14 protein-coding genes are annotated in these 13268 nt (G+C 63.3%); 11 read left to right on the forward strand and 3 right to left on the reverse strand.

All coding sequences use genetic code 11. From position 1 onward, the window contains the following. The coding region (locus AC1Y2B_RS11465; protein ID WP_482253224.1) for a porin at nucleotides 1-315 on the forward strand (315 nt) is incomplete at its 5' end. 99 nt (nucleotides 316-414) lie between these two features. Next, a complete protein-coding gene (locus tag AC1Y2B_RS11470; protein WP_482253225.1) occupies nucleotides 415-1068 on the forward strand; it encodes a YggS family pyridoxal phosphate-dependent enzyme in 654 nt (217 codons plus the stop codon). A gap of 5 nt (nucleotides 1069-1073) precedes the next feature. Here the strand turns inward: AC1Y2B_RS11470 and AC1Y2B_RS11475 are convergent, their stop codons facing one another. Next, complete coding sequence (locus tag AC1Y2B_RS11475) at nucleotides 1074-2954, reverse strand: alpha-amylase family protein (protein ID WP_482253226.1); 1881 nt, start codon at nucleotides 2952-2954, stop codon at nucleotides 1074-1076. A gap of 61 nt (nucleotides 2955-3015) precedes the next feature. Further along, a complete protein-coding gene (locus AC1Y2B_RS11480) occupies nucleotides 3016-3519 on the reverse strand; it encodes a L,D-transpeptidase family protein (protein WP_482253227.1) in 504 nt (167 codons plus the stop codon). A gap of 166 nt (nucleotides 3520-3685) precedes the next feature. Here AC1Y2B_RS11480 and AC1Y2B_RS11485 point away from each other — a divergent pair, with 166 nt between their 5' ends. Continuing rightward, on the forward strand, nucleotides 3686-4372 hold the full coding sequence (locus tag AC1Y2B_RS11485; RefSeq protein WP_482253228.1) for a response regulator transcription factor: 687 nt from the start codon (nucleotides 3686-3688) through the stop codon (nucleotides 4370-4372). 198 nt (nucleotides 4373-4570) lie between these two features. Here the strand turns inward: AC1Y2B_RS11485 and AC1Y2B_RS11490 are convergent, their stop codons facing one another. Continuing rightward, entirely contained in the window at nucleotides 4571-5788 is a 1218-nt protein-coding gene (locus tag AC1Y2B_RS11490) for an MFS transporter (RefSeq protein ID WP_482253229.1), read from the reverse strand. Between the two features lie 157 nt (nucleotides 5789-5945). Here AC1Y2B_RS11490 and AC1Y2B_RS11495 point away from each other — a divergent pair, with 157 nt between their 5' ends. From AC1Y2B_RS11495 to AC1Y2B_RS11530, 8 genes are all read left to right on the forward strand, one after another. Next, nucleotides 5946-6263 carry a hypothetical protein gene (locus tag AC1Y2B_RS11495; RefSeq protein WP_482253230.1) on the forward strand — a complete coding sequence of 106 codons (318 nt, stop codon included), beginning with the start codon at nucleotides 5946-5948 and terminating at the stop codon, nucleotides 6261-6263. Between the two features lie 66 nt (nucleotides 6264-6329). After that, nucleotides 6330-7118: an exodeoxyribonuclease III gene (locus AC1Y2B_RS11500; protein ID WP_482253231.1), complete on the forward strand. Its 789-nt coding sequence runs from the start codon at nucleotides 6330-6332 to the stop codon at nucleotides 7116-7118. 39 nt (nucleotides 7119-7157) lie between these two features. Beyond that, nucleotides 7158-8465, forward strand: a complete 1308-nt coding sequence (locus AC1Y2B_RS11505) for a replication-associated recombination protein A (RefSeq protein ID WP_482253232.1) — start codon at nucleotides 7158-7160, stop codon at nucleotides 8463-8465. 90 nt (nucleotides 8466-8555) lie between these two features. Then, nucleotides 8556-8909 carry a fluoride efflux transporter CrcB gene (gene crcB / locus AC1Y2B_RS11510; protein WP_482253233.1) on the forward strand — a complete coding sequence of 118 codons (354 nt, stop codon included), beginning with the start codon at nucleotides 8556-8558 and terminating at the stop codon, nucleotides 8907-8909. Beyond that, nucleotides 8906-9943: an RluA family pseudouridine synthase gene (locus tag AC1Y2B_RS11515; protein WP_482253234.1), complete on the forward strand. Its 1038-nt coding sequence runs from the start codon at nucleotides 8906-8908 to the stop codon at nucleotides 9941-9943. Before crcB ends, AC1Y2B_RS11515 begins: the two co-directional genes overlap by 4 nt. Continuing rightward, nucleotides 9943-10653 (forward strand): ATP12 family chaperone protein, encoded by a 711-nt coding sequence (locus AC1Y2B_RS11520; RefSeq protein WP_482253235.1) that lies wholly within the window; start codon nucleotides 9943-9945, stop codon nucleotides 10651-10653. Before AC1Y2B_RS11515 ends, AC1Y2B_RS11520 begins: the two co-directional genes overlap by 1 nt. Nucleotides 10654-10872: 219 nt before the next feature. Then, nucleotides 10873-11889 (forward strand): amino acid ABC transporter substrate-binding protein, encoded by a 1017-nt coding sequence (locus tag AC1Y2B_RS11525; RefSeq protein WP_482253236.1) that lies wholly within the window; start codon nucleotides 10873-10875, stop codon nucleotides 11887-11889. Nucleotides 11890-12007: 118 nt separating this feature from the next. Next, nucleotides 12008-13267 (forward strand): amino acid ABC transporter permease, encoded by a 1260-nt coding sequence (locus AC1Y2B_RS11530; protein ID WP_482253237.1) that lies wholly within the window; start codon nucleotides 12008-12010, stop codon nucleotides 13265-13267. The last annotated feature ends 1 nt before the right edge of the window (nucleotide 13268 follow it).

Below are 13268 nucleotides of genomic sequence, written 5' to 3' on the forward strand. Positions count from 1 at the left end.
GTCGGCTACGAAGCTGACGACACCGACCACGTTCTGTCCGTCAAGGGCACCGCGACCTTCGGCGCAGCAACTGTCAAGGTCAAGCTGACCCAAGACAGCCGCTACAACGACAACGGCGAAGCGATCTCGGTTGACTACGCTGTCGATCCGGCTCTGACCGTGACCGGCGCTTATGCCAAGACTCGTGACCACGCGAAGGCCAACTATGGTCTGGGCGTTGCCTACAACCTCGGCGGCGGCGCTTCCGTCAAAGCCGGTGTCGGCTCCGCACAAGGCACCACCGTCGCAGACGTTGGCGTGTCCCTGTCGTTCTGATCCAACCGGATCTGAATGGGAAAGAGCGGGCCTTGTGCCCGCTCTTTTCTTTTGGCACATCCCGTGCTCCTGTCGCCGCCAAGATGCTGGAGCCTGATGATGTCGCTGACCGAAATTCGCACCCGTCTTGATGCCGCCATCGCCGCCACTGGCCGCGCGCCGGGGTCGGTGACCCTGCTGGCCGTGTCCAAGGTGCAGCCCGACGAAAAGGTGCTGGCGGTGCTGCGCGCCGGGCACCGCGTCTTTGGCGAGAATTATGTGCAAGAGACGGCGGGCAAGTGGCCCGGCTTCCGTGCCGAGTTCCCCGATGCCAAGGTCCACATGATCGGCCCCCTGCAGACCAACAAGGCCAAGCAAGCGGTGGAGCTGTTTGACGCCATCCACACGCTGGACCGTCCGTCGCTGGCCGACAAGCTGGCCAAGCTGGCGCAGGCGCGGGGGACCTGCCCGGACCTGTTCGTTCAGGTCAACACCGGGGCCGAACCGCAGAAGGCTGGCATCCTGCCCGAAGCCTTGGACTCTTTCCTGAAAGACTGCCGGGCGATGGACCTGAACCCCCTCGGCCTGATGTGCATCCCGCCCGAGGGTGAAGACTCCGCCCCCCACTTCCGCCACCTGGCCGAGATGGCCGCCCGCAACGGCCTGTCAGGTCTGTCGATGGGGATGAGCGGCGATTTCGAATCCGCCGTGGCGCTGGGGGCAACCCATGTCCGCGTCGGCTCGGCGATCTTCGGCGCCAGACACTACGGCTGATCCGGTCAGGTCAGCCAGACCCGCGCGTAGGGCGGCAAGGCGATCATGCCATGATGCGAGGTCACGGCATGGTCCGACAGGGCGTCGTGCATCAGCGTCACGCCATGGCCGCGCGCCAGGCTTTCGGGCAGATGCAGCCAGTGTTCCGTCATGTTGAACAGCCCCAGCAACACGCCGGTCGGTGCCTTGCGGACAAAGGCGAAGACGCCGTTCAGGCCGGGGTCGATGATCTTCACCGGATGGGCGGCGTGAATGGCCAGCGTGACCTTGCGGCGGGCCAGGATATGCTTGGTGCCCCGGAACACCTGCCCTGCGGCACTGTCATCGGAATGCCGGAAGTGCGCCAGGTGCCAATCCATCTTGGGCCGGTGAATCCAGCGGCTGTCATGGGCATGTTCCGGCACGTCCAGATAACCATAGTCGTTCAGCATGGCGAGTTCGTCACCCATATAGATCAACGGAATCCCGCCAAACGCCGCGATCAGCGCATGGCCCAGCAGGATGCGCTGCACCGCCAGCGCGGTCGCCCCGGTGTCGCCCTCGGCCCGCTCCAGCCCCGCCAATGAGGCGAAGCTGCCAGAGATTCGCTTGTCGCCGGTTTCCTCGTTCACCTGAAACAGCGCGCCCTTGGCGAAGCTGCCGGGGAACGAGCCTTCATAGAAGTTCGACAGGAAGTTCCGATGCGCGCCGCCTGACATGTGCAAGGCGCCGGCATCCTCATCCGTCACCGCCCAGCCGATGTCGTCATGGCAGCGGATATAGGTGGCATAGGTCGCATTGGTCAGCCGTTCGGGGAAGTGGGTGCCCAGAACATGCCGCATCAGGCGGGCGTCACGGGTGGCAATGGCACTCCAGTACTGCACCATCAGGCTGTTGTGGTAGGCGAGGTTGCCTTCCTTCCCGTCGTGCTTGCCGCGACCAAGGTAGGGCAGCATCTCGGCCGGGGCGACAATCGCCTCCTCCAGATGCAGCACGGCAGGGCAGGCGATCCGGCAGCAGGCGCGCAGGGCCTGCAACAGCATGTGAACCTCAGGCTCGGACTGGCAGCGGGTGCCAAGCCGTTTCCACATGAAGGCCACCGCATCCAGCCGCAGCACCTCGACGCCCTTGTTGGCCAGGAACAGCATGATCTCGGTGATTTCCAGGAACACGTCCGGGTTCGCCCAGTTCAGGTCCCACTGGTGTTCGTTGAACGTGGTCCAGACCCATTTGCCAAAATGCGGATATTCGGTGAAGGAACCCGGTGCCGTGTCCGGAAAGATCTCCACCAGCGTCTTTTCGAACTCGCGCGGCATCGAGGGGTCATCGTACATCAGGTAATAGTCCTGATATTTCGCATTCCCCTTGGCGGCCGCCTGCGCCCAGGCATGCTCCTTGGCGGTGTGGTTCAAGACCAGATCGACGCAGACCGAAATCCCCCGCGCCCGCAGCGCCGCCGACACCTCTTCGAAATCCTCCATCGTGCCATAGGCCGGATTGATCTCGCGGTAGTCCATCACCGAATAGCCGCCGTCGCTGTCACCGGGACGCGGCTTCAGGCAGGGCATGAAATGCACATAGGTGATGCCAAGGTCCTCAAGGTAATCGAGTTTCCCCAACACATCCTTCAGATTGCCGGCAAAGCGGTCGATGTAGAAGACATAGCCCGCCATATTGGGGCGCTGGAACCAGTCCGGCTCCAGATCGCGCTGCAGGTCAAGCCGCTTGAGGTCCTTGGGCCGGTCTCGCCAACCTTTGCGCAGGGCGGCCAGCAGGCGTTCCCTGAAGCTGTCATAGTCAGCGTGGCGACCATAGATCGCCTCCAGCATCGGCCACAGGTCTGGGGCACTGCGCGCCAGACGCAACGCGAAAATCTCGTCTTCCGCGACGGTTACCGATTTGGCCATGCTGAATCCTCCCGCGACTCGGGCCAACTTTACGGCCTCCAAAGCGTTTTGGAAAGGCCTGTCAGCCGGGCACGATCAAGCGGCTTTGCGGGCGCAGGCGTTGGGCGACCCACAGCAGGTCTTGCGGTGCCAAGGCCACGCAGCCCGCCGTCGGCGCCCCCGGTCTGCGCCACCGGTGCATGAAGATGGCCGAGCCGCGCCCCGGGACCGAAGAGGGCCAGTTCCAGTCGGTGATCAGGATCAGATCATACATCGGGTCAGCCCGCCGCAGCGCCTCATGGCTGAAGGGGTGCGGGGCGCGGACCATCAGGTTGTAATCCGCATCCTTCACATCATCCGACCACAGGTCCAAGGGCCCGATCGGCAGCGCCCAATCGGTCGGGCGCGCCATGCGGTCCGGCCGGTACAGCATGCCGACGATGCGGTGTACCCCGACCGGCGTGCCGCCGTCGCCCTCGCGCTTGGCCTCCGCCGCGACAATCCCGCCACGCCCGACCGTGCACGGCAGCTTGCGCCCCATAAAGCGCAGGCCCGTGCGGGTGACGACCATATCCAGCGGTTTCATAGGCTTCTCCGGTTCGCGGGGTGTAACACTCCATAGCCGTCCGCCACCGATTTTGAAACATTCGCCCGTGCCCCGACACGACCGCGTGACTCGCCTGTTGCAAATCTTGAAGCTTGCACCCTGTGGGCGCATTTTCACACCAACGCCGAAACCGATGGAGGTTCCCATGTCCACCCTGCGCAAAATTCTTCTGGTTGATGACGACGACGACCTGCGCGAGGCCCTGTCGGAACAGTTGGTGATGACCGAAGACTTCGACGTCTTTGAAGCCCGCACCGGGGCGGAGGGGATGGAGAAGGCCAAGGCCGCGGCCTATGATCTTGTCATTCTTGACGTCGGCCTGCCCGACACCGATGGGCGCGAGCTGTGCAAGCGGATGCGCAAGGCGGGGGTCAAGTGCCCGGTCCTGATGCTGACGGGTCACGATTCGGACGCCGACACCATCCTTGGCCTCGATGCCGGCGCGAATGACTATGTCACCAAGCCCTTCAAATTCCCCGTGCTTCTGGCCCGCATCCGCGCCCAGCTGCGCCAGCACGAACAGTCGGAAGACGCCGTGTTCCAGATGGGTCCCTATACCTTCAAGCCCGCGCAAAAGCTGTTGCTGGACCCCAAGGAAAAGAAGATCCGCCTGACCGAGAAAGAGACCAATATCCTCAAATTCCTCTATCGGGCGCAATCTGGGGTTGTGGCGCGCGACGTGCTGCTGCACGAGGTTTGGGGCTACAATGCCGGGGTGACCACCCACACGCTGGAGACCCACATCTACCGCCTGCGCCAGAAGATCGAGACTGATCCGGCGAATGCCCGGCTGCTGGTCACTGAAAATGGCGGCTACAAGCTGGTGGCCTGATCCTGCCATTGATCGCGAAAATGCAACAATTCTGCACGAAGGATAAGAAATTTGGGTTTTGGGCTTATTATTGCCAGATTCCCACCCTATCTTGAGTGCATGCAGCGATTGTTGCGAACGGTTCCCCTTGTCGTGTCGGGGTTATGGCACGACTCCTCCCTGTTGGACCTGGCCGGGCCTCGTGCCCGGCCTCTTTTTTCAGTCCAGATGCAGGTTGCGGGCACAGTAGGCCAGCATCGCAATGCCACCCAGGGTTGCGGCCGCAAAGGGCAGATGCAGGGCGAACGATCCCAGCGGGGCCCCCACGGCCACCAGCGCCCCGCCCAGCAGTGACCCGAACGGTCGCGGTCCCGAGCCGAGAAACCGGTAGATCGCGTTGACCCGGCCCAGAACAGGCGCCGGGATGTGGCGCTGGCGATAGCTGACGGTGGCCACGTTCCACGTCATGCTGGTGAAGGCGTCACCGAACAGGGCCGCCCCGGCAAGCCATGCATTTTCCGTGAAGATCAGTACGGCCGTTGACAGACAGAATCCCAGAACCGACAGCAGCAATCCGCGCCGCGCGCCGATCCGGCGCAGCAGGGCCGGTGCGACCAATCCCCCCGCCAAGCCGCCGACCGCCAGAGCCGACAACAGCGCGCCGTACTGGACGGCGGTCAGATGCAGGCTGTCTTGCGCATAAAGCACCATGACCGCCCAGATCATCTGGTACAGGAAGTTGTAGGCCCCCAGCACGATCCCCAGCCGCCGCAGCGCCAGATTGCGCCACAGCCACCGCAGTCCCTCGCGCAGCGCCGGCCAGAAATCTTGCTGCGGGGCCCGTGCCCGATGCCGCACGACCGGCAGCGCCATCAAACCGGCTGACAGGGCCAGCATTGCCGCCTGAAATCCGAAGGGCAGGGCGATCGAACTTGCGATCATCGCCCCCGCCATCGGCGGGCCGATGAATTGCCCTGCCAAATTCTCGCTGCTTTGCAGCGCTGCATTGGCGGCCTCCAGGGCGTCAGCCTCCACCACATCGGGCAGGATGGTCTGGGCGGTATTGTCCCGCAAAACCTCGACCGAGCCGATGAGGAAGGCAATCGCCGCCAGCGCCAGAACCGCCGCCAGCCCCGGCGTTGCCCAAAGCGCCAGTCCAACCACGGCCAGCGTCATCACCGCAAGAACCAGATTGGCCCGCACAAGCGTGGCGCGGTGGTCCAGCCGGTCCGTCCAGACCCCGACCGGCAGGGCGAAGACCACCCACGGCAGCTGCGGTGCCATGGCCACCAGCCCAATCAGCAAGGGGTTGCGCGTCAGCAGGGTGGCAAACCATGGAAATGCAACGCCATAGACTCCGGTGCCCAGATGGCTGAACAGCGAAGCCCCAAAGACAAAGCGGAAACTTGGGTTCCGCCAAAGAGGTTCATGCGACATGGGCGCAGACTGCGGGGCGGCCCCAAACAAGTCAAGGCAACGACTTAGATCAAGATGGCTGCGCTTTTGAGTTTGCCAAAAGCGATAAGTGTGCCAGAACGCTACGCGAATAGGGATATATCCTGAACTTACGTTGAATCACAGCTTGGAGAGCATCATGCGCCTTCTGACCATCGCCGCCGTCCTTGCCGCGTCCTTTGCCGCACCGGCCTTCGCCGAGGACCTGCAATTCACCCTCATCAACAACTCGTCGCATGACGTGACCGAGATGTATCTGACGCCGCATGACAAGGACACCTGGGGTCCGAACATCCTGACGGTGGACAAGGTTGCCGCCGGCACTCAGGGCACCATCGGCATCACCGACGGCGAAACCGTGTGCGACTATGACATCCGCTTTGTCACCGCCGATGGCGTGACCGTCGATGACACGCAGGACGTGTGCAAGTTGGGCAGCTATACCCTGCACGACTGAAGTTTGCGGGCTTGAGGCTGGCGGCGGCAGAGCCTAGGCTCTGCCGTCTGCATTTGGAGCGCGCCCATGTCCTTCACCCTCGCCACCTGGAACATCAACTCTGTCCGTCTGCGCGAGGGGCTGGTGGCGCGCCTGATGCAGGAAGAACAGCCCGACATCCTGTGCCTGCAGGAATGCAAAAGCCCGGTCGAGCTGATCCCGCTGGATCAGTTCCGTGCGCTTGGCTACCGCTACATGGTGGCGCGCGGTCAAAAGGGCTACAACGGCGTGGCGATCCTGTCCAAACTGCCAATCGTCGATGCCGGCGACAAGGATTTTGCCGCCCTGGGCCATGCCCGCCATGTCGCGGCGCAGCTGGAAAACGGCGTCACCATCCACAACTGCTATGTGCCCGCTGGCGGTGACATTCCTGACCGCGCCGAGAACGAGAAATTCGGCCAGAAGCTCGATTTTCTGACCGAGATGCGTGACCATTTCCGCTGGGGCCACCCCGACCGCGCCATCCTTGTCGGCGACCTCAACATCGCCCCGCGTGAGGATGACGTCTGGAACCACAAGCAACTGCTGAAGATCGTCTCGCACACGCCGATCGAGGTTGCCCACCTGCATGACGTGATGGACGCGGGTGCCTGGGTGGACGTGACCCGGCAAGACATCCCCGAGGGCAACCTTTACAGCTGGTGGTCCTATCGCAGCCCCGATTGGGATGCCGGTGACAAGGGCCGCCGCCTTGACCACATCTGGGCCACGAAAGACATTGCCAGCGCCGCCCATGGCAGCCGCATCCTGCGCCCGGTGCGCGGCTGGGAGAAGGGCAGCGACCACGTCCCGGTCTTTGCCACCTTCGACCTCTGACCTCTGGCCCTTGCGGTCGGCCAAGGGTAACCTCTGCTCATGGCTGACCTCTTCGACTCCCCCTCCACTGCCCCTGACGCGCCGCGCCCCTTGGCCGATCGCCTGCGCCCCCGCACGCTGGCCGAGGTGATCGGCCAAGGCCATGTCCTGTCACCCGAAGGCCCGTTGGGCTCGATGCTGGCCGCGCACAGCCTGTCGTCCTTGATCCTGTGGGGACCGCCCGGCGTCGGCAAGACCACCATCGCCCGCCTTTTGGCACAGGAAACCGATCTGCATTTCGTGCAGATCAGCGCCATCTTCACCGGCGTCCCCGACCTGCGCAAAGTGTTCGAGACCGCCAAGATCCGCCGCCAGAACGGCCAAGGCACCTTGCTGTTCGTCGACGAAATCCACCGCTTCAACAAGGCGCAGCAAGACGGCTTCCTGCCCTATATGGAGGACGGCACCATCCTCCTCGTCGGGGCGACCACCGAAAACCCCAGCTTCGAACTCAACGCCGCCGTTCTCAGCCGCGCCCAAGTCATCGTCCTGGAACGCCTGACCCCCACCGACCTCGAACGCCTCGTCCAGCGGGCGGAGAAGGACGTCAATCGCGCCTTGCCGCTCGACGGCCCGGCCCGCGAGACGCTGGTGGACATGGCCGACGGCGACGGCCGCACCCTCCTGAACCTGATCGAGCAGATCATGGCCTGGACGGTCACCAAAACCCTGACCACCGACCAGCTGTCCACCCGCCTGATGCGCCGCGCCTCGAAATACGACAAGAGCGGAGAGGAGCATTACAACCTCATCTCCGCCCTGCACAAATCCGTCCGCGGTTCCGACCCTGACGCCGCCCTCTACTGGTTCGCTCGCATGCTGGAAGGCGGCGAGGACCCGCGTTTCCTCGCCCGCCGCATCACCCGTATGGCCGTCGAAGACATCGGCCTCGCTGACCCGCAGGCGCAGGAAATCTGCCTCGCCAGCTGGCAGACCTATGAACGCCTCGGAAGCCCGGAAGGCGAACTGGCGCTGGCCGAGGCGCTGGTCTACCTTGCGCTGGCCCCCAAATCGAACGGCGTCTACAAGGCCTACAATGCAGCGCGCGAGGCTGCCCGCCAGACCGGCTCCCTCCCCCCGCCACTCCACATCCGCAACGCCCCCACCAAGCTGATGAAATCCTTGGGCTACGGCGCCACCTATGCCTATGACCACGATCAGGAAGACGGCTTTTCCGGCCAGAACTACTTCCCCGACGACATGAAGCGCCCGGTCTACTACGCCCCGCCCGAACGCGGCTTTGAACGCGAACTCAACAAGCGCATCGAGTATTTCGCCAAGCTGCGCGCCAAACGCAACGACCCCTGACCCCTTCATTTGTTCACAAATATCCCGGGGTGCGGGGCAGAGCCCCGCTCTGACATTGACAATTCCCTGCGCAGCACCCAAGGAACTCTGATGATCTGGATCCTGACTCAAGTCGCCCTTGGCGGCGCGCTCGGCTCTGTGCTGCGCTATCTCACCGTATTCGCGGTGGGCGCGCCCTTGGCCACCATGCTGGTCAACATTCTGGGCAGCTTTGCGATGGGCGTTCTCTACGTCGTGCTCTTCCAACGCGCCCATCTGTCCCCCCTGCTGATGACCGGGGTCCTTGGCGGCTTCACCACGTTTTCCGCCTTCTCGCTGGACACGCTGAAACTCTACCAATCCGGCCAGCCCGGCACCGCCCTGGCTTATGTCGCAGGGTCCGTCGTCCTCTCCCTTCTTGCCGTAGCCCTTGGCGCGGCCCTCACCGAAAGGGTCCTCGCATGAGCGCCGTTCAACTGATCACCGTCACCGAGGACGAGGGCGAACAGCGCCTCGACCGCTGGATCAAGCGCATGTTTCCCCAGATCACCCAAGGCGCCATCGAAAAGATGTGCCGCACGGGTCAGGTCCGGGTCGATTCCGGCCGGGTGAAAGCCTCCGACCACGTCCTGCCCGGCCAGACCGTCCGCATCCCGCCCTTGCCAGATGCGGCGGCCCCGGAATACGCCCCCGATGGCAAGATCAGCGCCGCCGACACCAAGATGATCCAGAACGCCGTCCTGTGGAAGGATGACCACATGATCATCCTCAACAAGCCCGCCGGTCTTGCCTCGCAAGGTGGCTCCGGCATGGGCGAACGCCATGTCGATGGCTTGGCCGAGGCGCTGAAGTTCGGCTACAAGGACAAGCCCAAGCTGGTGCACCGCTTGGACAAGGACACCTCGGGCCTTCTCATGCTGGCCCGTACCGACCGGGTCGCCCGCCGCCTGTCAGAGGCTTTGCGCCATAGGAACACCCGCAAGATCTATTGGGCGCTGGTCGCCGGTGTGCCTAACCCGAAACAAGGCTCCATCAAATACGGCCTGATGAAAGCCCCCGGCGGGCGCGGCGAGGGCGAAAAGATGCTCTGCATCCACCCCGCCAAGATGGCCGACTTCCCCGATGCCAAGCGCGCGCAGACCGACTTCTTCACGCTTTGGTTCCTCGGCACCCGCATGTCCTGGATGGCGCTGGAGCCTGTGACAGGCCGCACCCACCAGTTGCGCGCCCACATGGCGGAAATGGGCCATCCCATTGCCGGCGATGGCAAATACGGTGGCAACACGGCCGACAACATGGGCGACGGCTGGGGCGCTTCGATCGGCGGCGATGTCAGCCGCAAGCTGCATCTGCACGCCCGCCAACTGACGGTCGAACACCCTGTGACGGGTGAGATCATGACCTTCACCGCCCCCTTGCCCGACCACATGGCGAAAACCTGGAAAATGCTCGACTGGAACGAAAAGGACGTTCCCGCCGACCCGTTCGGGGACCGCTGATGTCGAACTGGAAGCCCAAACGCTTCTGGAAAGCCGCCACCGTCGTCCCCGAGGACGGCGGTTTTGCCGTGCATCTGGATGGTCGCCGGGTCAAAACCCCCGCCAAAGCCAGCCTGATCCTGCCGACCCAGACGCTGGCCGCGCTGATCGCCGCGGAATGGGACGCGCAGACGGGCCTTGTGAACCCCGAATCCATGCCCGCCACCCGCATGGCCAATTCGGCCATCGACAAGGTCATCCCGCAGTATGACGAGGTCGCGGGCCTGATCGCCGCCTATGGCGCCACCGATCACCTGTGTTACCGCGCCGTCAAACCGCAAGCCTTGATCGACCGCCAGCTGGCCGCCTGGGACCCCCTGCTCGACTGGTCGGCGCAAGTGCTGCAGGCGCCGCTGAATGCCACCCTTGGCGTCATCCATATCGACCAGCCGGCACAGTCGCTGCAAACCCTGCACCAGCACGTCCTTGACCTTGGCCATTTCCGACTGGCCGCGCTGCATGATCTTGTTGCCTTGTCCGGCTCCCTGATCCTCGCCTTCGCCGTTGCCCGGGGCCGACTGACCGCAGACGAAGCCTGGGACATCTCGCGAATCGACGAGGTCTGGCAGATCGAGCAATGGGGTGAAGACGAGGACGCGGCGCAGATTGTCGCCCTCAAGCGGCAATCTTTTCACCAGGCCGCAGGATTCTTTGCGCTCTGCCAGCCATAAACCAGCCTGCGGAACCCGCCTAAGGTTCGGATCATGCCCGCTTAAAGCTGAAATACACAAAAACATGACGGGTTTAATCGCCTATACGGGAAATGCTTGACCTTTCAAATCTGCGTGACAGATGATGGTCCCACAGGCCGTGGAAGCGGCCCGTCTCTGCCGTAACCGGCAGGAAAGCATAATCAACCCCCCGAAACGGGGACTTCAGGGAGACGCTATATGAAGAAGACCGTATTCTTCGGCACCCTCGCCGCAGGTGCGTTGCTGGCAGGTTCTGCCTTTGCAACCACGCTGGACGACGTGAAAGCACGCGGCGTGCTGAACTGCGGCGCCAACACCGGGCTGACCGGGTTCGGTGCCCCCGATGCCAACGGCAACTATCAAGGCTTTGACGTTGACCTCTGCAAGGCCGTTGCGGCTGCCGTGCTGGGCGACCAGTCCAAGGTGAAATACGTCCCCACCACCGGCGAAACCCGCTTCACCGCGCTCGCGTCCGGCGAAGTGGACCTTCTGGTCCGCAACTCGACCTGGACCTTCTCGCGCGACACCGACCTCAAGTTCGATTTCGTGGCCGTGAACTACTACGACGGTCAGGGCTTCATGGTGAAGAAAGACCTCGGCGTGTCTTCGGCCAAGGAACTTGATGGCGCCACGATCTGCATCCAGACCGGCACCACGACCGAGTTGAACCTGGCCGACTACTTCAAGTCGAACAACATCAAGTACACCCCCGTCACCGTGGCCGACGATGCGGACGCACAGCGCCAGTTCCTGGCCGGCGCCTGCGACGCCTTCACCACCGACGCTTCGGGTCTGGCTGCCTCGCGCGCAACCCTGCCCAAGCCGGATGACTATGTGATCCTGCCGGAAATCATCTCGAAAGAGCCGTTGGGCCCGGTCGTCCGTCATGGCGACAACCAGTGGGGCGATATCGTCCGCTGGACCTACTACGCGCTGGTCGAAGCCGAAGAGAAGGGCATCACCAAGGCGAACATCGACGAAGTGGCCTCTTCGACCCAAGATCCCGAAGTGCGCCGCCTGCTGGGCCTTGAAGGCGACGAGGGCAAGATGCTCGGCCTCGACAACGACTGGGCCAAGCGCGCCATCGCCGCCAACGGCAACTATGGCGAAATCTTCGAAGCCAACATCGGCGCTTCGACCCCGATCAAGCTGGCCCGTGGCCTGAATGCGCTGTGGACGCAGGGCGGCCTGCAATACGCCCCGCCGTTCCGGTAGGCAGATCCGGGGCGCGACCTTCGGGTCGCGCCCTTTTTCGACATAATGCCCGTAGCGACCCTGCCGGCGCAGGGCGCATAACCGGAAAACCGGACCAACGGCGCTCAGGGGGAACTATATGGCTTTGGCCAATGAAATGCCGAAACCCGGGTTTCGGCTGGGAATGCTGGTATATGATACGCGCTACCGGACCGTCACCATTCAGGTGATCGTCCTGATCCTCGCGCTGCTCTGCGTGGCCTGGCTGGCCGAGAATGTCCGCTCCAATCTTGCCCTCAAGGGCAAGGACATCGACTTCAGCTTCCTGTGGCGCCGTGCCGGATATGATATCGGTCAGCATCTGATCCCCTACACCAACGACAGTTTCCACATCCGCGCTGCTTTCGTCGGCCTGATCAACACCATGGTCGTGGCCGTGCTGGCCGGTGTTCTGTCCACCCTGCTCGGCATCTTTCTGGGCGTGCTGCGCCTGTCGAAGAACTGGATCATCTCGCGCCTTGTCGGTTTCTACATCGAGATGTTCCGCAACGTTCCCCTGCTGTTGTGGATCATCCTGGTCAGCGCGATCTTCTCCGAGACGATGCCGCAGCCCAAGGATTTCAAGCCGATCAACGGGATAGCCAAGGCGAGCATGAGCCTGTGGGACTCGGTCGCCATCACCAACCGCTCCACCAACGTGCCCATGCCGCTGCTGGACCGCCCGCTGCCCGCCATCGAGACGGCCTGGCTGACGATCAACACCTCGGCCATCTTCGTTCTCCTGCTGATCGGCCTGTCGGTCTGGGCCAACCGCTGGCTCCTGCGCCGCGCCAAAACGGTGCAAGAGGCCACCGGTGTCCGCCCGGTCACATGGTGGCAAAGCCTCGCGATCCTGATCCTGCCAACCCTCGTCGCCCTGTTCGCCATGGGCTTTCACCTTGAATACCCGGTCTACAAGGGCTTCAACTTCGCCGGCGGCCTCAGCTTCGACCATGCCTTCACCGCGCTGACCCTCGCACTGACCCTCTACTACGCCTCTGTCACGGCCGAGATCGTCCGCTCCGGCATTCAGGCGATTTCACGGGGCCAAAGTGAGGCGGCTTACGCCCTTGGCCTGCGCCCGGGCCGCACGATGAACCTTGTCATCCTGCCGCAAGCCCTGCGCGTCATCATCCCGCCGATGATTTCGCAATGGGTGTCGCTGACCAAGGACACCTCGCTGGGCATCGCCGTCAGCTACCTTGACCTGCGCGGCACGCTGGGCGGCATCACCCTGAACCAGACCGGACGAGAGCTGGAGTGCATGCTCTTGATGATGCTGATCTACCTGATCATCAGCCTGATCATCTCGTCGCTGGCCAACGTCTACAACAGCTCGATCAAGCTGAAGGAGCGGTAAG

The organism is Stagnihabitans sp. (assembly GCF_964946895.1).